The organism is Nocardioides sp. GY 10113, assembly GCF_004919105.1.
In the GTDB taxonomy this organism is placed as follows: Bacteria; Actinomycetota; Actinomycetes; order Propionibacteriales; family Nocardioidaceae; genus Nocardioides.
This window is the reverse complement of record NZ_STGK01000013.1, coordinates 1-17,722: the sequence shown is the minus strand read 5'-3', so window position 1 is coordinate 17,722 and position 17,722 is coordinate 1. Positions and strand designations below refer to the sequence as shown.

Below are 17,722 nucleotides of genomic sequence, written 5' to 3'. Positions count from 1 at the left end.
GACGGCGGCTACTGGGTGACGAACTCGGTGAAGTACACCTCGAGCACCTCGTGGTGGTAGCGGACCTCGAGCAGCTCCTGGAGCCGCTCGCGCAGCTTCTCCCGCGAGTTGCCCTTGTTGACCTCGGACATCGGGAGTCCGCTGAAGAGGCCGATCGCGGCGTCCAGCGCCTTGGCGCCGTCGACCCCGTGGGCGTCCGCGCTGAGCTGCAGCGCCAGGCCGAGGCGCAGGTAGTGGCCGCTGGCGAGGTTGACCTGGATCGGCTCGAGGGTGATCACCTCGCCCGGCTCGGGGTGCTTCTCCGCGTCGGCCGGCATCAGGAACACGTATCCGGCCCCCGCGGCCAGCGCCAGGACGACGAGCGCCGCCAGGATCAGTCTGATGCGGGACTTGCGCGGCGGCGCGGCGGTGGCGTCGGCGGCAGAGAGCGTGGCGGTCACGGGGTCGCCTCCTGGGCGGTGTGGGTGTCGGCGGCGGCAGCGGTGTCGGCGACGGTCTGGCGGGCGACGGCGGGCTGCGCCGCTGCCTTCACGCGTCCGCGCAGGTGCGGCAGCGTCCCGTTCTCGCCGTACCGATCGGAGAACAGCTGCTCGACCAGCGCGCGGGTCGAGGCCGCGGCGTCGCTGAGGACCACCAGGTCGACCCGCTTGTTGACCCGCTGAGAGCCCTGCTTCCTCGGGTTCACCAGCGGACGGGTGTGCCCGAAACCGGTCGCCTGGAGTCGGTCGGCGGGCAGGCCGTTGACCTCCTGCAGCCGGCGGAGCACGTGCACCGCGCGGGCGGCCGAGAGCTCCCAGTCGGTGGGGAAGTACTTGGGCTTCACCTTGACCTGGTTGGTGTGGCCGTCGATCTCGATCTGCTGCGGCAGCGCGTCGAGCACCGGCGCGAGGGCGTCGACGACCCGCTCGCCGCGCGTGGTCAGGTCGGCGATGTTCGGCAGGAAGACGACGTGCTGCGAGACCAGGCTGATCACCAGGCCCCGGTCGTTCACGCTGGCCCGGACGTCGCCGCGCAACCCGGCCTTCTCCAGCGCGGCGTCGGCCTCGTCCCAGATCCGCACCATCTTGTCGAGCTCGGCCTGGGCCTTGGCGTAGCGGCGCTGGTTGCGCAGCTGGTCGGCCTTCTGGATCACCTCGGTGACCGTGGCCCGGGTGGTGGCGGGCAGGGCCTCCATGAGGGTGTCGAAGTCGCTCTCGAGGGTCGACCCGGAGCCCTCCATCACCGAGCTCTTGCCGTTCAGCACCGACTCGTGGCCGAAGCCGTTGGCGAGGCTGTCCTTGAGGTTCTCGTACTTCGTGGCGTCCACGGTGGACATCGCGAACATGACGATGAAGAGCACCATCAGCAGCGTGACCATGTCGGCGTAGGTCACCAGCCAGCGCTCGTGTCCGCCCTCGTGCTCCTCGTGGTCGTCGTCGTGGCGGGCGCGGCGCCGCTTCGGAGCGGACGACATCAGGCCGCCTCGGCGTCCGAAGCGGCCGTGGGGAGCAGCGAGCGCAGCTTCTCGGCCACGAGGCGGGGGTTCGAGCCGGCCTGGATGGCGGCGACGCCCTCGATGGCCATCTCCATCCTGGCGCACTCGAGCTCGCCGATCCGCTTGAGGCGGCTGCCGATCGGCAGCCAGATCACGTTGGCGGACATGACGCCCCACAACGTCGCCACGAAGGCGGCGGCGATCAGGTGGCCCAGCTCCTCGGGCTCGGCAAGGTTCTCCAGCACGTGCACCAGGCCCATGACCGTGCCGATGATGCCGATCGTCGGGGCGTAGGCGCCGGCGTCGTTGAAGAACTTCGCGGCCTGCCGGTCCTCCTTGCGCTTGGCGCGGAGCTCGGCCTCCATGATGTCGCGGAGCTCTTCGGGGTCGGTGCCATCGATGGCCATCGTGACGCCCTTGACCAGGAACGGGTCGTCGACGTCGCGGACGCTGTCCTCCAGGGCGAGCAGGCCCTCGCGGCGTGCCCGCTCCGCCAGGGAGACGACCTCGGGCACGAGGTCCTCGGCGGGGGCGACACCGCCGGTGAGCGCCCGCTTGAAGTTCTTCACCGCGTCCTTGGCGTCGGCCATGGTGCCGCCGGCGATGGTCACCATGATCGTGGTGCCGAGGACCAGCAGCATCGGCGGCAGCAGCAGCAGGCTGGTCGGGTTGCCGCCTTCGAGGATGTTCGAGACGACGATGATGACGAACGCCAGGCCGATGCCCAGCGTGGATGCGGCGTCCTTCTTCATGAGTCGCCTCCTCGGTTGCGCTGGCTGCTGGCGCGCCGCCCGGCCGTGGTCGGCACGGCCGTGCTGGGCACGGCGGAGAGGTGGGAGCCGGCTCCGGTGCCGCCGGGGCCGAGCGGGCCGTGCTCGAAGAGCGGTGCCCGGGCAACGATCCGGGCGCGGTAGTCGACCACCTCGGCCAGCACCACGTCGGGGCCCTCGGAGACCACGTACTTGGTGCCGTCGACGAGGGTGACCACCGTGTCGGGGGTGCTGTCGACGCGCTCGATCAGGTCGGCGTTCAGCAGGAACGACGTACCGGAAAGACGGGTCAACGAGATCACGTGCGCACCTCCGTGTGCGGTTGGCCGCACCCCGGGGGCGCGTCGGCGGGAGCGGACCGTCCATGGCCCGGACGATCATCTGATCGGCCGGGCCATGGGTTACCTGAGCGGGTGTGACGATTCCCGCGTCACCGCGGGCGCGGGATCAGCGCTTGATGTTGACCAGCTCCTCCAGGACCTGGTCGCTGGTGGTGATCACCCGCGAGCTGGCCTGGAAGCCGCGCTGGGCGAGGATCAGGTTGGTGAACTCCGCGGAGAGGTCGACGTTCGACATCTCCAGCGCGCCGGCCATCAGCTGGCCGCGCTGCCCCTGGCCGGCGGTGCCGAGCTCGGCCACGCCGGAGTTCGCGGACTCGCGGAACGCGGTGTCGCCGATCTTCTCCAGGCCGGCGGGGTTGTTGAAGTCGGCGATCGCGAGCTGGGCGACGTCGCGCTGCACGCCGTCGGAGAAGACGCCGCGGATCTTGCCGTCGGCCGAGATCGAGTACGACGTCAGCTCGATCGGGTTGCCGCTGGCGTCGACGCCGAGGCCGAGCGCGGTGGTGTCGAGGGTGACGTCGACCAGTGCGGTGGTGTCCACCGCACCGGCGGCGTCGACCGCGTAGCCCTGGACCCGCATGCCGCTGGGGGCCACCAGGACGCCCGACTGGTCGAAGGTGAAGGCGCCGGCGCGGGTGTAGACGTTCTCCTGGCCGTCGCGCAGGACGAAGAAGCCGTCGCCCTGGATCATCAGGTCGGTGGTGCGGCCCGTGGTCTGTGCCGAGCCCTGGTTGAGGTTGAGGGCGGTCGCCGCGAGCTGCACGCCGAGGCCGACCTGGACGGGGTTGGTGCCGCCGCGGTCGGCGTTGCCGGCGGAGGCGGCGGTCAGCATCTGGCTGAGGGTGTCGGAGAAGACGGTGCTGCTGGACTTGAAGCCGGTGGTGTTCGCGTTGGCGATGTTGTTGCCGGTGACGTCGAGCATGGACTGGTTGGTGCGCAGGCCGCTGATGCCGGCGAAGAGGGAACGCAACATGGTGGTGAACCTTTCGTTGGTGCTGGATCAGTGGTGCCGGGTCAGGCGCGGGTGTCGGGGCTGGAGTCGGTGCTGGAGTCGGTCGGGTCGGTGATCGTCGGCGCGTCGCCGACGCTGGTCAGGCTGAAGAGCGAGACCTCGTGGCCGTCCACGCTGAGCACGGGGCCCGACGCGGTGAACGTGGCGCCCTGGACGGTCCCGGTCTGCTCGATGCCGTCGGCGTCGGTCCAGCGGACGGTCTTGCCGATCATGCCGCTGGCCCCGAAGGCGAGGGTCGAGGTCGCCACCAGCGCCGTCTGGTCGGCGACGTTCTGCATCGCCTCCAGCGCGCTGAACTGGGCCGACTGGGCGAGCATCTCGCTGGAGTCGGTCGGGTTGAGCGGGTCCTGGTAGCGGAGCTGGGCGACCATCAGCTCCAGGAACATCTGCTTGTCGTCGCTGGCCGAGGTCGTGCTCGTGGACGTCGTCGGGGCGGCGCCGGTCAGCGCGAAGGGCGAGGTGACGCTCTCGGTTCCGGAAACGGACATGGTCTCTCCTCAGAGGTTCCGGTCCAGGCGCCCGGTCGGGCGGCCCGTCTGGCTGGCGGTGGAGTCGGTGGCGGCGCCCGTGGGGGCGGCGGCCGCGGTGCCGACGGGTGAGCTGCCGGCGGACGCCTGGGCGGTGAGCCGGTCGAGCCAGGTGCGCCCGTCGCCCTGGCGGTGCGAACCGGCCGCCGAGCCGCCCTGACCGGCGCCGCCGTCGGCACCCGCGTCGGTCGCGCCCGACTGCTGGTCGCTGCCCGACCCGGCTCCCTGCCCCGTCCCCTGGCCGGAGGCCTGCTGGCCGGCCGACGGGGCGGTCGCGGGGGCGGCGGTGGCGAGCAGGCCGAAGCCCGCGTGGTCGCCGATCCGGACCCGTGCGTCGGAGGCGCCGGCGAGCTCGATCATGCGCTGCAGCTGGCCCGCGCCCGACTCCAGCGCCCGCTGGACCGCGGCGTTGCCCGGGTCGCCGGCGATGCTGACCCGTACCGAGCCGTCGCGGACCACCAGGTTCACCCGCACCTCGCCGAGGTGCTCGGGCTGCAGCACCATGGTCAGCCGGTGGGTGCCGTTGCCGCCGGTGGAGAGCTTGGTGATCTCGGGGAAGGTACGCCGCAGCGCGGCCTCCGCCGTCGCGTCGGTGCCGGTGTGGGTGCCGACGGGAGCAGCGGCGGCCTCCGGCGCGGCGACGGTCGGCGCACCGGCGCCGGCACTCGTGGCGGCGCTCGTGGTGGGGCTCGTGCTGGGACCGGGCTCCGCGGCGGCGGAGCGGTGCGCGGCCGCGGCCGGCGCCGCCTCGGCGGACCGGCCGGTCGCCCCGTCGGTCTCCTGGCCGGTGCCCCGGTCGGCGGACGCGTCGGAGCCGGCGGCGCCGTGCGCGGCGGCGGAGGGTGCCGCGCCGTGTGCGCCGGTCGTGCCGTCCGCCTCGCCGGCAGCGCTGGGCGCCGCGGTGCCGGCCGTCGTGCCGACGCCCGGCGCCGGCACGGCAGCCGGCGCGATGGCCGCGTCGGTCGGCACGTCCGCGGCGGCGGAAGCCGTCAGAGCGGCCACGTCGGTGGCCGGGCCGGTGGGCACGCCGGCGGGGGCGGTGGAGGCGGTGGAGGCGGTGGCCCCGGCCCCGGTGCCCGCGTCGACCGCGAGCGCACCGGCGGCGGCCGTCCCGGCCGGGGCAGCGACGGCCTCGACCACGACGGGCGCGGCGGGAGCAGCGGCGAAGCCGAGCAGCAGCGCGGCGAAGGACTGGTCGCCCGAGCCCTGCTGGCCCTCGGCGTCACCGCGGTCGGAGCCCTTCGGACTCGCCGACGCGGCCGCGGGGGCGGGCGCGGGCATCGGAAGGAACGGGGTCACGCTCATCAGGACCTCACCATCGCCATCACGCTCTTCACGTAGTTCTGGGTCTCCGCGTACGGCGGCACGCCGTCGTACCGGAGGACCGCGCCGGGGCCGGCGTTGTAGGCGGCCAGGGCGAGGTCGACCCGGCCGAACCGGTCGAGGAGGGTCGACAGCAGGCGTGCGCCGCCGTCGATCGCCTGCGCGGGGTCGAAGGAGTTGGTCACGCCGAGGCCGGCCGCGGTGCCCGGCATCAGCTGCATCAGCCCCTGGGCGCCGGCGGAGCTCACCGCCTTCGGGTTGAAGGCCGACTCCTGGCGGGCCACCGCGGCGATCAGCTCGCCGGGCACTCCGGTGCGCGCCGCCGCGGCGTTGATCAGGCTCGCATAGGGCACCGACCCGTCCACGCGGGCATCCAGGCCGGCCAGCCCGATGGCGTCGACGGCGGTCCGCGCGGCGAGCGCGCTGACCCCGGACGCGCCGCCGGTGGTGGAGTCCGGGAGGATCCGCCGGATCACGTCCGGCGTGGTCGGCACGTCGATGATCCGGACGTCCAGGCCGGTGCGGGGCGCCTCGATCATCTTGCCGTTCCCGATGTAGATCGCGATGTGGTCGACGCCGTCGTTGCGGCTGGAGTTGTCCCACGCGATCAGGTCGCCGGGCCGGGCCTCGGCGAGGCTGGCCACCGGCCGGCCCTCCGCCGCCTGCTGGTAGGAGACGCGGGGCAGGTCGTAGCCGAGGTTCTTGTAGACGAGCTGGACCAGCCCGGAGCAGTCCAGGCCCTTCGACGGGTCGGTGCCGCCCCACACGTAGGGCAGGCCGAGGTACTTGCGCGCCTCGGCGACCACGTCCTCCCCGGTGACGCGGCCGTCGTTGCCGGAGGTGCCGGTGGTCCCGGTCGTGGTGCGGGCGGCGGCGAGCGTCGCGGCGAAGTCCGCGGCGGTCGTCGCCCGGCTCGAGGAGCCGCTCGACGCGGCCGACGTCGCGGTGGTCGCCACGCCCGGCGCGCCGAGCAGGGAGAGCCGGGCGATCCGGCCCTGGATCTCCGCGATCCGTGCGGTGACGGTGTCGATGCTCATCGCGATGCCTCCCGGTGGTCGCCGCTGGCGCGCAGCCACCGCTGCGCCGCGATGTCGTCGGCCTCACGCGCCTCGCGGCGGTCCGCCTCTGCGCGGCGCGCCGCGGCGCGACGGGCGAGCAGGTGCTCGATCGCGGCCAGCCGGGTGCGGTCGGCGGACCAGTGGCTGCGGGCCTCGTCGGTGACCGCGTGCGCGGTCGCCGCCGCGGTGCGGGCCTCGACCACCCGGTCGCCGAGCCCGGCCAGCGCGGTGCGCAGCACCAGCAGCGAGCCGGGGGCGGTCTCGGCGGGCACCCCGGTGCCGGCCAGCCGGTCCTGCAGACCGGTGAACAGCGACGTGGCCACGCCCTCCTCGGCGGCTGCCCGCTGCAGGCCGAGCCGGCTGTCCTGCTCGCGCACCTCCCGGACCCGGCGCACGGCGGCGAGCCCCCGGTCGTCGCGGTGGGTGCTCATGCGACCAGCTCCGCGAGCCGCTGCCACGTCTCCGCGGCCGGGGTGGTGTCGTCCATCCGCTGCTGCAGGAACTCCTCGATCCGCGGCAGCCGGTTCAGTGCGGCGTCGGCGTACGGGTCGGCGCCGCGCACGTAGGCGCCGATCTCCACCAGCTCCTTGACCGATCGGTGGGCCGCTAGCATCCGGCGCAGCGCGCGGGCCGACTCCTGCTGCGGGGCCGTGGTCACCGCCGAGGTGACCCGGGAGATCGACTCCAGCACGTCGATGGCGGGGAAGTGGCCGCTGGTGGCCAGGTCGCGGGAGAGCACCACGTGACCGTCGAGGATCGACCGGGCGGTGTCGCCGATCGGGTCCTGCAGGTCGTCGCCCTCCACCAGCACGGTGTAGAGGCCGGTGATCGAGCCGGTCGCGGAGGTGCCGGCGCGCTCCAGCAGTCGCGGCATCAGGCCGAAGACGCTGGGCGGGTAGCCACGCGTGGCGGGCGGCTCCCCGGCGGAGAGGCCGATCTCGCGCTGCGCCATCGAGACGCGGGTCAGCGAGTCCATCATCAGTACGACGTCCCGGCCGCTGTCCCGGAACCACTCGGCGATCCGGGTGGCGGTGAAGGCGGCGCGCATCCGCTCCACGGCGGGTGCGTCGGAGGTGGCGACGACGACCACCGACCGGGCCAGGCCCTCGGCGCCGAGGTCGCCCTCGATGAACTCGCGCACCTCGCGACCGCGCTCGCCGATCAGCGCGATCACGTTGATCGCCGCGTCCGTGCCGCGCGCGATCATCGAGAGCAGGGAGGACTTGCCGACGCCCGAGCCGGCCATGATCCCGATCCGCTGGCCGCGACCGCAGGGCACCAACGCGTCGAGGGCGCGCACGCCCAGCGCGAGCGGCTGCGCGATCCGGGGCCGCGACAGCGCGTTCGGGGCCTCGTTGTCGACCTCCACCTGGACCGTGCCGTCGCCGGGTGCGCCGAGGGCCGGGCCGCCGTCGACGGGGCGGCCGAGGCCGTCGACGACCCGCCCGCGCAGCGCCTCGCCGACGTGGATCCGCAGGGGGCCGCCGGTGCTGGCCACCGGGTCGCCGATCCGCACGCCGGCGGTGCCGCCGAGCGGCAGGCAGACGCTGGCGCCCGGGCGCAGCGCGACGACCTCGGCGAGCAGCGGGCCGGTCGCGGTGCGCACCTCGAGCAGGTCGCCGACGGCGGCGGCGAGCCCGCGCACCTCCAGGTGCAGGCCGACCAGCTCGGTGACGGTGCCCAGGTGCAGGGGGCGGGCGGCGGCGTGGGCGCGCGCGGCCGCCTCGGGGGTCAGGACGGCCATCAGCGCTCAGCCACCCCGGAAGCCCCATCGGAGGCCACGTCGAGGGCAGCGCGGACGCGCTCCAGCGCACGGTCCAGGCGCAGGTCGACGATGGATCCGTCGCACTCCACGACGGCGTCGCCGCGTCCCAGGGCAGCGTCGCGGCGCACCTCGACGCCGCGCTCGGCCAGCTCGGTGGCCGCGGGGGAGTCGGCCGCCGCGGGGGAGAGTCGCACGGTGGCCAGGGGACGGTCGGGGAGCACGGCCAGCACACGCCGCACCACGTCGGCCCCGCCCTCGAGTCGGACCTGGTGCCCCAGCAGCTCGGCGACCAGCGCGAACGCCAGCTCGGTGCCCTGCTCCTCGAGGCTGCCGGCCAGGTCGGCGAGCAGGCCGCGGACCTCGTCCGCCGCGCGGCCGATCCCGGCGAGCGCCTCGCGGTGCTCGGCCTCGCGGCGCTCGTCCTCGGCGGCGCGCCGCGCGGCCACGACGGCCTCCCGCTCGGCCGCCTCCGCGGCGGCCTCCCGGCGACCCTGCGCCCAGCCCACGGCGTACCCCTGGGCGGTGGCGGCGCTGCGCGCCTGCTCGGCCAGCTCGCCGAGCAGGGACTCGGTCAGCTGGTCGCCGAGCACCGACGAGCCGCCCAGGCGCGTCCAGCCGCCCCGGCGCAGCTCGGGCAGCGGCAGTGACCGGAGCCCCGCACCCGCCGCGGACTCCGCGGGGGCGACCGCCGTCGGACCGGCGGTGTCGGGCCTCGCGGCGCGGAACTCAGACGACGAACTCATCTTCGCCTCCGCGGCGGATCGTGATCTGACCCTGCTCCTCGAGCTGGCGGATGGTGCGGATGACGCCCTGCTGGGCCTCCTCGACCTGGGCCAGGCGGACCGCGCCGAGCATCTCGACCTCCTCGAGCAGGTTCTCGGCGGCGCGCTCCGACAGGTTCGAGGTGATCTTGCTGCGGACGCTCTGGCTGACGCCCTTGATCGCGAGCGCGAGCTCGGCGGTGTCCACCTGCCGCAGCACCTGCTGGACCGAACGGTCCTCCAGGCTGACGATGTCCTCGAACATGAACATCCGGCTCTTGACCTCTTCGGCGAGCGCGGCGTCGAGTCCCTCGAGGCCCTCCACGATCTGGCGCTCGGTGGGCCGGTCGGAGCGGTTGATGATGTCGACCAGCGGGTCGAGACCGCCGACCTGGGAGACCTCCGCGGGGGAGAGCATCGAGGAGAGCTTGCGCTCCAGGATGCTCTCGACGGTCCGGATGATCTCCGGGGAGGTCCGGTCCATCACCGCGATCCGGTGCGCGACCACCGCCTGCTGGTGCGCCGGCAGGCCGCTGAGAAGCAGGGAAGCCTTCTCGGGGGCCATGTGCGCCAGCACCAGCGCGATCACCTGCGGGTGCTCGTCGGCGATGAAGCCGCGCAGCTGGGCGGGGTCTGCCCGGTGCAGGAACTGGAACGGCATCTGGACCGCGGCGGCCTGCAGGCGCTCGAGGACCTCCTTGGCCCGCTCGGGGCCGAGTGACTCCTCCAGCAGCTGCGAGGCGAACCCGAAGCCGCCCTGCACGACGTGGGCGTGCGCGGTGACCAGGTCGTGGAACTCGCCCATCACCGCGACGGTCTCGGCGGCGGTGATCGAGTCCAGGCGGGTGATCTCGGCGGAGATCGCCTCGACCTCCGCGTCGGAGAGGTGGGACAGCACCTGGGAGGCGCGGTCCTTGCCGAGCTGCACCAGGAGCACGGCAGCCTTGCGGATCCCGAGGCCCGAGGTGATCGGTCCGGTGGTGGTCATCAGCGTCATGAGCGCGGCTCCACGAGCCAGCCGCGCAGGAGCGCGGCGACGTCGGCGGGCTGCTTGTCGACCAGGTCGAGCAGCTCGTCGCGGATCCGGTCCTCCTCGGTCTCCTCGGCGACCTCGAGGGCCGCGACCGCCGGGGCGGTCTCGATGGCCCGGGCGGCCTGGTCGGCCTTGATCTGCTCGACCAGGTACTCGGTCGCCTCGGCGCGTGCGGCCGCGCGGCGGCGGGCCTGGAACCAGGCGAGGAGGATCGCCAGGGCGATGAACCCGGCGATGCCGATGTTGCGCAGCATCTCCATCCGCGCGGCCTGGGCGTCCTCGGCCTCGGCCTTGGCCAGCGCATCGGCGGCGGCGTCGGCCGCGGAGCGGTCGAAGGGCACGACGGTGACCTCGACGGTGTCGCCGCGCCGGGGCTTGATCCCGACCGCGGAGGAGATCATCGCCTTGATCGCCTCCGGCTGGATGGCGGCGGCGGCGGTGGCGTCCACGGCGACGCTGATGTTCTGCTGCTGCAGCGCCCCGGCGGCCGACTCGCGGCGCTCGTTGCGGGTGCCGTACGGGTTGTCGAGGGTGAGGCTGCGGTTGGAGTAGGAGCCGTCGCCGGCGGTGGTGTCGGTGCCCATGTCGCCGTCGGCCCCGACCACGCCGCCGGTCTCGTCGACCGCGCCCGGGTCGCCGCTGTAGACCTCGCTCGTCTCCGAGGAGGTCAGCGGCGGGGCGTCGTCAGCGGGCTGCAGGTACTCGTTGGTCTCGGTGACCGCCTTGTCGAAGTCGAGCTGGGCGGTGACCACGGTGCTGGAGTTGCCCGGGCCGACCACGGTGTCCATCAGCGCCTGGATCTTGGCCTGGACGGAGCTCTGGTACTGCTCGACGGCCTTGGCGCGGGTGGAGGCGACGCCGTTCGCGTCGTCGTTGGGGCTGGAGAGCACCTTGCCGCTGGCGTCGGCGACCGTGACCCTCTTCGGGTCCAGGCCGTCGATGCTCGAGGCGACCAGGTTCACGATCGCCTGCACCTGCTCGTCGCCGAGCGTGACGCCGGTCTTGGTGTCGACCAGGACCGAGGCGGTGACCGGGTCCTGGGTGTCGGTGAAGACCTCCTTCTCCGGCATCGCCAGGTGCACCACGGCGGTCTGGATGCCGTCGATCGCCTCGATGGTCTTCGACAGCTCGCCCTCCATGGCGCGCTTGAAGTCGGTCTGCTCCTTGAACTCCGAGGTGGAGAGGCTGGAGTCGTCGAGGATCGAGTAGCCGCCGTCGTTGCTGGCGGGCAGGCCCTTGCCGGACAGTGCGATCCGGGTGGAGTAGACGTCGGCGCGCGGCACCATGACGGTGCTGCCGTTGCCGGTGATCTTGTACGACACGCCCTCGGTCTCGAGCTCGTCGATGACCGCCGACGCGTCGGCGCCGGAGAGGCCCGAGTACAGCGGCGCGTACGTCGGCGCGGCGACCCATCGGAAGACCAGGAACGCGGCGATCAGCAGGGCGCCGCCGCCGACGATCGCGACGGCCTTCTGGCCGGCGGTGAACTCGGTGAAGGTCGCGCGGGCGCGGTCGAGCGTGGAGGTGAGCTTGGTGCGCATCGGTCAGGCCCCCTCAGACCTGCATCCGCATGATCTCGTTGAAGGCCTCGAGCGCCTTGTTGCGCAGGGCCACGGTCAGCTGGGTGGCGACCTGGGCCTCGCTGGCGGCGATCGTGTAGTCGTGGATGTTGTCCAGCTGCCCGGTGGCGGCCTGGACGGCGAGGTGGTCGGCCTTGTCGGTCAGTCCCTCGAGGCGGTCGATGCCGTCGATGACCAGGTCGCCGAACTCGGCGCCGTTGGCGCGGCTCGCGGCGGTCACCCCGGAGGCGCCCGAGACACCCGACACGTCCGTGGGCAGCAGCGTGCTGCCCGACACGGCAGTGGCCAGGTTGCTCGTCGAGCCGCCGACGATGCTGGAGAGCGGCTCCAGGGGCCCGATGCTCACTTCGCCCCGATCTGGAGGGCCGAGGCGTAGGTCTCCTGGGCGTGCTTGGTGGTCTGCACCGACGCCTGGAAGCCGCGCTGGGCCATGATCAGCTCGCTCATCTGGGCCGACATGTCGATGTCGGGGGCGCGGACGTAGCCGTCGGCGTCGGCCAGCGGGCTCGCCGGGTCGTTGACCATCCGGCCGGCGGCGTCGGAGGACTCGAAGCCGGTGACCGCCACGCCGCCGTCGTCGCGGGAGTCGAAGACCACGTAGGTGGCCTGGAACGCGTCCTCGTCGGTGCGGCTGATCGTGTTCGCGTTGGCGATGTTGTTGGCCAGTGCGTCCAGCCAGGTCTGGTGGGCGCCGAGCGAGGTGTTGGCGATCCGCAGGGTGTCGAAGGCGCTCACTGGGCACCTGCCACGGTGGTGAGGATCGTGTGCCGGTCGCTGATCGCGCGACCCATGATCTGGTACTGGTACTGCGTCTGGATCGCGGACAGCGACTCCTTGCGGAGGTCCACGTTGTTGCCGTTCTCGCCGAGCGGCGTCGTGGTCGGCTCGGTGGTCGGGGTGACCTCGCCGCGGAAGCCGCCGCGCTGGATCGCCGCACTGAGGGCGCTCTCGAACTCCACGGCACTGGCCCGGAACCCGGGGGTGTCGACGTTCGCGATGTTGTCGGCGGTCACCTGCTGGCGCAGGGCGAGGCCGTTGATCGCCGTGTGCAGCACCAGGCCGACGGCGTCGGTTGCAGCAAAGGACACGTGTCTTCCCTCTGTGTGGTCCACCCGAGATGGTGGAGGGCGCCGGTCCTTCGGCAGGGGGGCGAGCGATCCGTGCTCGCGTGGGTCATCGGCCGCGGCCTGGTGAACCTGAGCCTGGTGTGACTCCGGCGACAAAGTCAGGACGAACGTCCCGCAGGCGCTGGCCGATCGCTCAGGTCAGGATGATCGAGAGCTGGCCCTGGCCGTACCCGGCGATGTCGACCACCAGGTCCTCGCGTCGGCCCAGCGTCAGGGTGTGCATCCGGACCCACGGCTCCAGGGGCGGACCGGCCGGGTGCACGCCGTGCAGGCGCAGGTGGTCGGCGCCCGGCACGTTGAAGATCGAGGCGATGATGTTGAGCACCTCGCCCAGGTTCTCGGCCAGCGTGTCGTCGAGCTTGCCGGCGTTGACCGCGGCCTGGGTGTCGGCGAGCGGGGTGAGGCCGATCGCCCCACCGGCGTACGCCGAGAAGGCGAGGTCGCACGCGATCACCGCCGAGACGCGGACGGTGTCGTCGACGTACAAGGCGACGGTGGCCGGGGTGTCCGGTCCGGGCGCGAACGGGATGCCGGGGCGCAGCGTGACCTCGCGACCGAGCAGGTCGCCCAGGACGTCGCGCATCTCCTTGGGCTGAGGCAGGTGGACGGGCACAGGGATCCTCCGAGAAAGTGAAGCAGGGACGGTGCGGTCAGATGACCGTGCGCAGCGCCTCGTCGAACGCCTCGGGCGTGAACGGCTTGGCGATCAGGAACGCGGCGCCGGCCGCGGCCGCGCGCTCGCGCATCTCGTCGGAGCCCTCCGAGGTGACGAAGCCGAACGGGACCTGGGAGCCGGCGCCGCGCAGCGAGGTGAGGCAGTCGATGCCGTTCATCTCGGGCATGTTCCAGTCCGAGAGCACCAGGTCGGGCGCCTCGGTGGTGACCATGTCCAGCGCCTGACGGCCGTTCTCGGCCTCGACGATCTCGTGGCCGCCGTGGCCGGCCTGACGCAGGGTCCGGATCACGATCTGACGCATCACGCGGCTGTCGTCGGCGATCAGGATCTTCATGGGTGCTCCTCGGGGTGCTGCTCGGTGCGGGGTGGGGGCGGCCGGTCAGGCCGGGACGTGGACGCTGACGCGGAGCGGGTGCTCGTGCCAGCGGACGTCCAGGCACGCGGCCCGGTTCATCTCGGAGCCGAACGCCGCGCGTCCGGCGGCGACGGTCGGCAGGGACAGCGCGCTGGGCCCGGGCAGGATGCTCTTCAGGCTGCCGCCGACCATGTTCACCAGCTCGCCGACGGCGTCGGCGAGGTCGGCGTCGTCCAGCGGCTCGTCGTCCCCCATCGCCAGCATCCGCCGGGTCAGCGTGCGCGCCAGGTCCAGGCCGAGCTCGACGGTGATGCTGCCCTGCCAGCCGCCGCTGACGGTGACGGTGGTCGACCACGGCTCGTCGGCGTCGAAGCGCGCGCCGGCGGCGACCGGGTGGGGGAGGAGCTCCTCGCCGTCGCCGGCCAGGGAGTGCCAGACCTCCTGGGTGACGGCGAGGACGTCCTCGAGCAGCGGTGCCGGGGCCTCGGTGGTGCTCACACTGCCTCCTGGGTGGTGAGAAGCCCGAGCAGGTCGAGCTTGTCGATGATCGCGTCGGGCGTGAAGGGCTTGATGACGTACTCGTGGGCGCCGGCGGCCAGGGCGCGGACGATCTGGGAGTGCTCGCTCTCGGTGGTGACCATCATCAGCGTCACGTCGCGCCACTCCTCGCGGTCCCGGACCCGGGTGACGAACGTGTAGCCGTCCATCACCGGCATGTTCCAGTCGATCAGGCAGAGGTCGGGCACGAAGCCGGCCTCCATCGCGTCCAGGGCCTCCTGGCCGTCGCCGGCCTCGGCGGTCTCGAACCCGAGCCCGGTGACGATCCGCCGCAGGATGCTCCGCATGGTGCGGGAGTCGTCGATGATCAACGCGCGCATGCCGTACTCATCGTCGGCGCGGACTGACTTCTGAGGCGGCGGGGCGAAAAGCGCCGCGAGCCGGCAGAAACTTCCTGCCGACTCGCGCGTGGTGCCTTGGTTTCGAGGCTCGGCGCCGGGGCGCCTCGCACCTCAACCAGCGGCGGACCGGTGGTTGAGGTGGGAGCGAAGCGATCCGCCTGCGGTGGTCGAGGTGCGAGCGGAGCGAGCCTCGAAACCACCCGACCGTCAGGCCGTGACGTCGAGGTAGACCGGCCCGGCCTTGGTCGCGGTGGCGTCGCTCACCTTGCTCGCCACCTGCCGCTGTGCCTGGTTGTCGGCCAGCAGCGCCGGCAGCGTGGCCATCAGCCTCTGCTGGCGCTCCAGCAGCTCCTTGGCCCGGAAGAGGAACTCGGTCGGCATCGGTCCCAGTCCGGTGGGCTCGACCCATGGCTCGGCGTCCCGCTCGTCGTCAGGGGCGGCCAGCCCGCTGATGATCCCCTCGGCGCGGTCGACGTGGGCCTCGAGGCGCACCAGCGCCTCCTCCCACGACTCCGGCGCGCTCACTGGACCGCCGCCTGGAGGGCGGCCTGACGCCACGTCTCCGCCAGGTGCTGGGCGAGGCCGCGGGCCTCGGTCGCTGCGGTGGCATCACGGTGGACGTTGGCGTCCACCAGCCGGCCCCGAAGGTAGGCGTAGAGAGCGGCCAGCTGCTTGCCGCCGGTCATCGCGTCGGCGTCGAGGCCGACCTCGAGCTCGAGCACGATGTCCTGGGCGTGCAGCAGGTTGCGGCGCGCCTCCTCCCAGTCCGCGGCCTCGGTGGCGGCGAGGCCGCGCTCGATGTCGAGGACCAGCCGGTCCATCAGCATGACCAGGAGCCGCGCCGGCGAGGCGGTGGCGAGGGAGTTGTCGGTGTAGGCGGCGCGGGCGCCGAGGGCACTGCTGTACAAGGTGGTCTCCCTTACTCCGAGGACGAGCTCGTCATCGACGAGATCGTGCTGGTCAGCCAGCTCGACTGGGCGTTGAGGTTGGAGAGCAGCGTCTCCAGGGCGGTGTACTGCTTCTCCAGCGTCGTGCGACGCAGCGCCAGCCGGTCGTCCCACTCGGCGATGCGGTCGTTGAGCCGTTCGATGGTGCTGTTGTGCCCGTTGACCGAGTTCGTGATGTAGCCGTCGTACTTGTCCGAGGCGGCCTCGGCGACGCCCTGCACCCGCGCGGCCAGGCCGTCGGTACCGACGAAGGCGGCCGTGGTGGCGTCGGGGTCGGCCGCGTAGGCCTCCGCGAACTTGTCGGCGTCGAAGGTGTACTTGCCGTAGCGGTCCAGCTCGACGCCGTACTGCGACAACGAGCCGCCGCCGTCGGGCCAGATGGCGGAGACCAGGGCGTAGGAGGCCTGGCGCACGGTCGAGTCGCCGGTGAGCGTGGACGCGCTGGTGCCGCTGCTGCTCGAGCTCACCGCGGTCTTCGTGCCGATCAGGGTCAGCACGTTGTTGACGCTGTCGACGAGGTCCTTGATCGCGTCGCTGCGCGAGCTGGCGTCGCGGGCGAGCGTGACGGTCGCGTCGGTCGTCGTCTCCGCCGTGGCGGTGAGGGTGACGCCGTCGACGACGTTGGCGTAGGTGTTGGAGGATCCCGTGACGGTCACGCCGTTGACGGTGATCCGGCCGTCGACCCCGGCCACGCCGCCGGTCGCGGTGTCCCGCGAGGAGATCGTGTGCGTCCCGTCGGAGATCGAGAAGTTCGAGGCGTCGCCGGTGGCGGTGGAGCGGATCTGCAGCACGCCGCCGGCCGAGCCGTCGTTGATCACCACGGCCTGGAGGCCGGTGGTCGAGCTCGAGGCGTTGATCTGCGCGGCGAGCTCGGCGTAGCTCGGGTCGGCGTCGGTGGTGTAGGAGACCGAGCTGCCGTCCGCGAGGGTCAGCGAGTACGTCGAGCCCGCGGTGAGGGCGCTGGTCACGGTGGCCCGCGACGTGGTGGCCAGGGTGTCGACGGAGACGGTGAGGCTGCCCGGGAGGGCGCTGCCGGTCGCGGTCGCGGTGACCGCGGTGCTCGACGAGGTGGCGGTCAGGCTGCCCCAGGTGCCGCCGGAGGTGGAGGCGGTCGCCAGCGCCGCGGCCTTCTCGGCCAGCGTGGCCAGCGCGCTGTTGACCTGCTGCAGGGCGGTCACCTTGGAGGTCTCGGTGGTGACCTGGTACTTCAGCTTGGTCTGCTGGCGCGCCTCCAGCGACATCAGCTGGTCGATCAGGCTGGCGGTGTCCAGTCCGCTGACCAGTCCGCTGATGCTCGAGGTCGAGGCCATCGCACGTCTCCCTGGGGTTCGTCGTCGAGTGGTTCATCGGCCGGATGGGCGGCTGCTTGAGCGGCTGGCCGAACGGGTTGTCGGCCGGGTTGTCGGCCGGGTCGTCCGCCGGAGTGACGCCGGGCGGAACGACGCGTGCCGGTGGGCCTGCTCAGAGGCCCACCGGCACGCGAGGTGGTTCAGGTGCTGGGATCAGCCGCGGAGCAGCTGGAGCACGTTCTGCGAGGTCGAGTTGGCCTGGGCCAGCATCGCGGTGCCGGCCTGGGACAGCACGTTGGCGCGGGTGAAGGCGGCCATCTCGGCGGCCATGTCGGTGTCGCGGATGCGCGACTCCGAGGCCGAGAGGTTCTCGATCGCGGTGTTGACGTTGTTCACGGTGTGCTCGAACCGGTTCTGGATCGCACCGAGCTCGGCCCGCTGGGTCGAGACGTTGGTGATCGCGGTCTGGATCCCGTTGCTGTTGGCGATGCTGACGGCCACGCCGGCGATGCTGTCGCCGGCGACGAACGTCCCCGCGGTGGCGGTGGTCGTGAACGCCGCGGCGGCCGTGGTCGAGATGGAGATGGTGTCGCCGGAGTCGAAGCCGACCTGGAAGGCCTTCGCGGAGCCGTCGAAGATCTGGTTGCCGTTGAACTTGGTGTTGTCCTCGATGCGGACGATCTCGTTGGCCAGCTGGAGGAACTCAGCCGACAGGGCGGACCGGGAGTCGGCGGACTGGGTGCCGTTGTTGTACTGCACGGCGAGGTCGTTCATGCGCTGGAGCA

24 protein-coding genes are annotated in these 17,722 nt (G+C 72.6%); all 24 read right to left on the bottom strand.

Annotated elements, in window-relative coordinates; all coding sequences use genetic code 11:
• Positions 1-8 precede the first annotated feature (8 nt).
• Positions 9-440, bottom strand: a complete 432-nt coding sequence (locus E8D34_RS15475; protein WP_136595554.1) for a flagellar basal body-associated FliL family protein — start codon at positions 438-440, stop codon at positions 9-11.
• Complete coding sequence (locus E8D34_RS15470) at positions 437-1,453, bottom strand: flagellar motor protein MotB (RefSeq protein ID WP_136595553.1); 1,017 nt, start codon at positions 1,451-1,453, stop codon at positions 437-439. The genes E8D34_RS15475 and E8D34_RS15470 overlap by 4 nt, the downstream gene beginning before the upstream one ends.
• On the bottom strand, positions 1,453-2,226 hold the full coding sequence (locus tag E8D34_RS15465; protein ID WP_136595552.1) for a flagellar motor protein: 774 nt from the start codon (positions 2,224-2,226) through the stop codon (positions 1,453-1,455). The genes E8D34_RS15470 and E8D34_RS15465 overlap by 1 nt, the downstream gene beginning before the upstream one ends.
• Positions 2,223-2,546 carry a flagellar FlbD family protein gene (locus E8D34_RS15460; RefSeq protein WP_136595551.1) on the bottom strand — a complete coding sequence of 108 codons (324 nt, stop codon included), beginning with the start codon at positions 2,544-2,546 and terminating at the stop codon, positions 2,223-2,225. Before E8D34_RS15460 ends, E8D34_RS15465 begins: the two co-directional genes overlap by 4 nt.
• 145 nt (positions 2,547-2,691) lie before the next feature.
• Positions 2,692-3,558, bottom strand: a complete 867-nt coding sequence (locus tag E8D34_RS15455) for a flagellar hook-basal body complex protein (protein WP_136595550.1) — start codon at positions 3,556-3,558, stop codon at positions 2,692-2,694.
• Positions 3,559-3,599: 41 nt separating this feature from the next.
• The gene (locus E8D34_RS15450) at positions 3,600-4,085 is read right to left on the bottom strand and encodes a flagellar hook capping FlgD N-terminal domain-containing protein (protein ID WP_136595549.1); all 486 of its coding nucleotides are present in this window, start codon (positions 4,083-4,085) and stop codon (positions 3,600-3,602) included.
• A 9-nt stretch (positions 4,086-4,094) separates the two neighbouring features.
• On the bottom strand, positions 4,095-5,429 hold the full coding sequence (locus E8D34_RS15445) for a flagellar hook-length control protein FliK (RefSeq protein ID WP_136595548.1): 1,335 nt from the start codon (positions 5,427-5,429) through the stop codon (positions 4,095-4,097).
• Positions 5,429-6,484 (bottom strand): transglycosylase SLT domain-containing protein, encoded by a 1,056-nt coding sequence (locus tag E8D34_RS15440; protein WP_136595547.1) that lies wholly within the window; start codon positions 6,482-6,484, stop codon positions 5,429-5,431. Before E8D34_RS15440 ends, E8D34_RS15445 begins: the two co-directional genes overlap by 1 nt.
• Complete coding sequence (locus E8D34_RS15435; protein WP_136595546.1) at positions 6,481-6,936, bottom strand: flagellar FliJ family protein; 456 nt, start codon at positions 6,934-6,936, stop codon at positions 6,481-6,483. The genes E8D34_RS15440 and E8D34_RS15435 overlap by 4 nt, the downstream gene beginning before the upstream one ends.
• Positions 6,933-8,249, bottom strand: a complete 1,317-nt coding sequence (locus E8D34_RS15430; RefSeq protein WP_136595545.1) for a FliI/YscN family ATPase — start codon at positions 8,247-8,249, stop codon at positions 6,933-6,935. The genes E8D34_RS15435 and E8D34_RS15430 overlap by 4 nt, the downstream gene beginning before the upstream one ends.
• A complete protein-coding gene (locus E8D34_RS15425) occupies positions 8,249-9,013 on the bottom strand; it encodes a hypothetical protein (RefSeq protein ID WP_136595544.1) in 765 nt (254 codons plus the stop codon). The genes E8D34_RS15430 and E8D34_RS15425 overlap by 1 nt, the downstream gene beginning before the upstream one ends.
• Positions 8,997-10,028, bottom strand: coding sequence for a flagellar motor switch protein FliG (gene fliG / locus E8D34_RS15420; protein WP_240771389.1), 1,032 nt, complete (start codon positions 10,026-10,028; stop codon positions 8,997-8,999). Before fliG ends, E8D34_RS15425 begins: the two co-directional genes overlap by 17 nt.
• Complete coding sequence (gene fliF / locus E8D34_RS15415) at positions 10,025-11,605, bottom strand: flagellar basal-body MS-ring/collar protein FliF (RefSeq protein ID WP_136595543.1); 1,581 nt, start codon at positions 11,603-11,605, stop codon at positions 10,025-10,027. Before fliF ends, fliG begins: the two co-directional genes overlap by 4 nt.
• A 13-nt stretch (positions 11,606-11,618) precedes the next feature.
• The gene (fliE, locus tag E8D34_RS15410; protein ID WP_240771388.1) at positions 11,619-11,990 is read right to left on the bottom strand and encodes a flagellar hook-basal body complex protein FliE; all 372 of its coding nucleotides are present in this window, start codon (positions 11,988-11,990) and stop codon (positions 11,619-11,621) included.
• The gene (locus E8D34_RS15405; protein WP_136595542.1) at positions 11,987-12,379 is read right to left on the bottom strand and encodes a flagellar basal body rod C-terminal domain-containing protein; all 393 of its coding nucleotides are present in this window, start codon (positions 12,377-12,379) and stop codon (positions 11,987-11,989) included. Before E8D34_RS15405 ends, fliE begins: the two co-directional genes overlap by 4 nt.
• Entirely contained in the window at positions 12,376-12,732 is a 357-nt protein-coding gene (locus tag E8D34_RS15400) for a flagellar basal body protein (RefSeq protein WP_136595541.1), read from the bottom strand. The genes E8D34_RS15405 and E8D34_RS15400 overlap by 4 nt, the downstream gene beginning before the upstream one ends.
• 172 nt (positions 12,733-12,904) lie before the next feature.
• Positions 12,905-13,384: a hypothetical protein gene (locus E8D34_RS15395; RefSeq protein ID WP_136595540.1), complete on the bottom strand. Its 480-nt coding sequence runs from the start codon at positions 13,382-13,384 to the stop codon at positions 12,905-12,907.
• Between the two features lie 37 nt (positions 13,385-13,421).
• Complete coding sequence (locus E8D34_RS15390; RefSeq protein ID WP_136595539.1) at positions 13,422-13,781, bottom strand: response regulator; 360 nt, start codon at positions 13,779-13,781, stop codon at positions 13,422-13,424.
• A 45-nt stretch (positions 13,782-13,826) separates the two neighbouring features.
• Positions 13,827-14,300, bottom strand: coding sequence for a chemotaxis protein CheX (locus tag E8D34_RS21095; protein ID WP_206056752.1), 474 nt, complete (start codon positions 14,298-14,300; stop codon positions 13,827-13,829).
• Positions 14,297-14,680 carry a response regulator gene (locus E8D34_RS15380; RefSeq protein WP_136595538.1) on the bottom strand — a complete coding sequence of 128 codons (384 nt, stop codon included), beginning with the start codon at positions 14,678-14,680 and terminating at the stop codon, positions 14,297-14,299. Before E8D34_RS15380 ends, E8D34_RS21095 begins: the two co-directional genes overlap by 4 nt.
• Before the next feature lie 228 nt (positions 14,681-14,908).
• Entirely contained in the window at positions 14,909-15,226 is a 318-nt protein-coding gene (locus tag E8D34_RS15375) for a hypothetical protein (protein ID WP_136595537.1), read from the bottom strand.
• On the bottom strand, positions 15,223-15,609 hold the full coding sequence (gene fliS, locus E8D34_RS15370) for a flagellar export chaperone FliS (protein ID WP_136595536.1): 387 nt from the start codon (positions 15,607-15,609) through the stop codon (positions 15,223-15,225). Before fliS ends, E8D34_RS15375 begins: the two co-directional genes overlap by 4 nt.
• 11 nt (positions 15,610-15,620) lie before the next feature.
• Complete coding sequence (gene fliD / locus E8D34_RS15365) at positions 15,621-16,958, bottom strand: flagellar filament capping protein FliD (RefSeq protein ID WP_136595535.1); 1,338 nt, start codon at positions 16,956-16,958, stop codon at positions 15,621-15,623.
• 192 nt (positions 16,959-17,150) lie between these two features.
• Positions 17,151-17,722: flagellin (locus E8D34_RS15360; RefSeq protein ID WP_136595534.1), on the bottom strand; the 572-nt coding region annotated here is incomplete at its 5' end.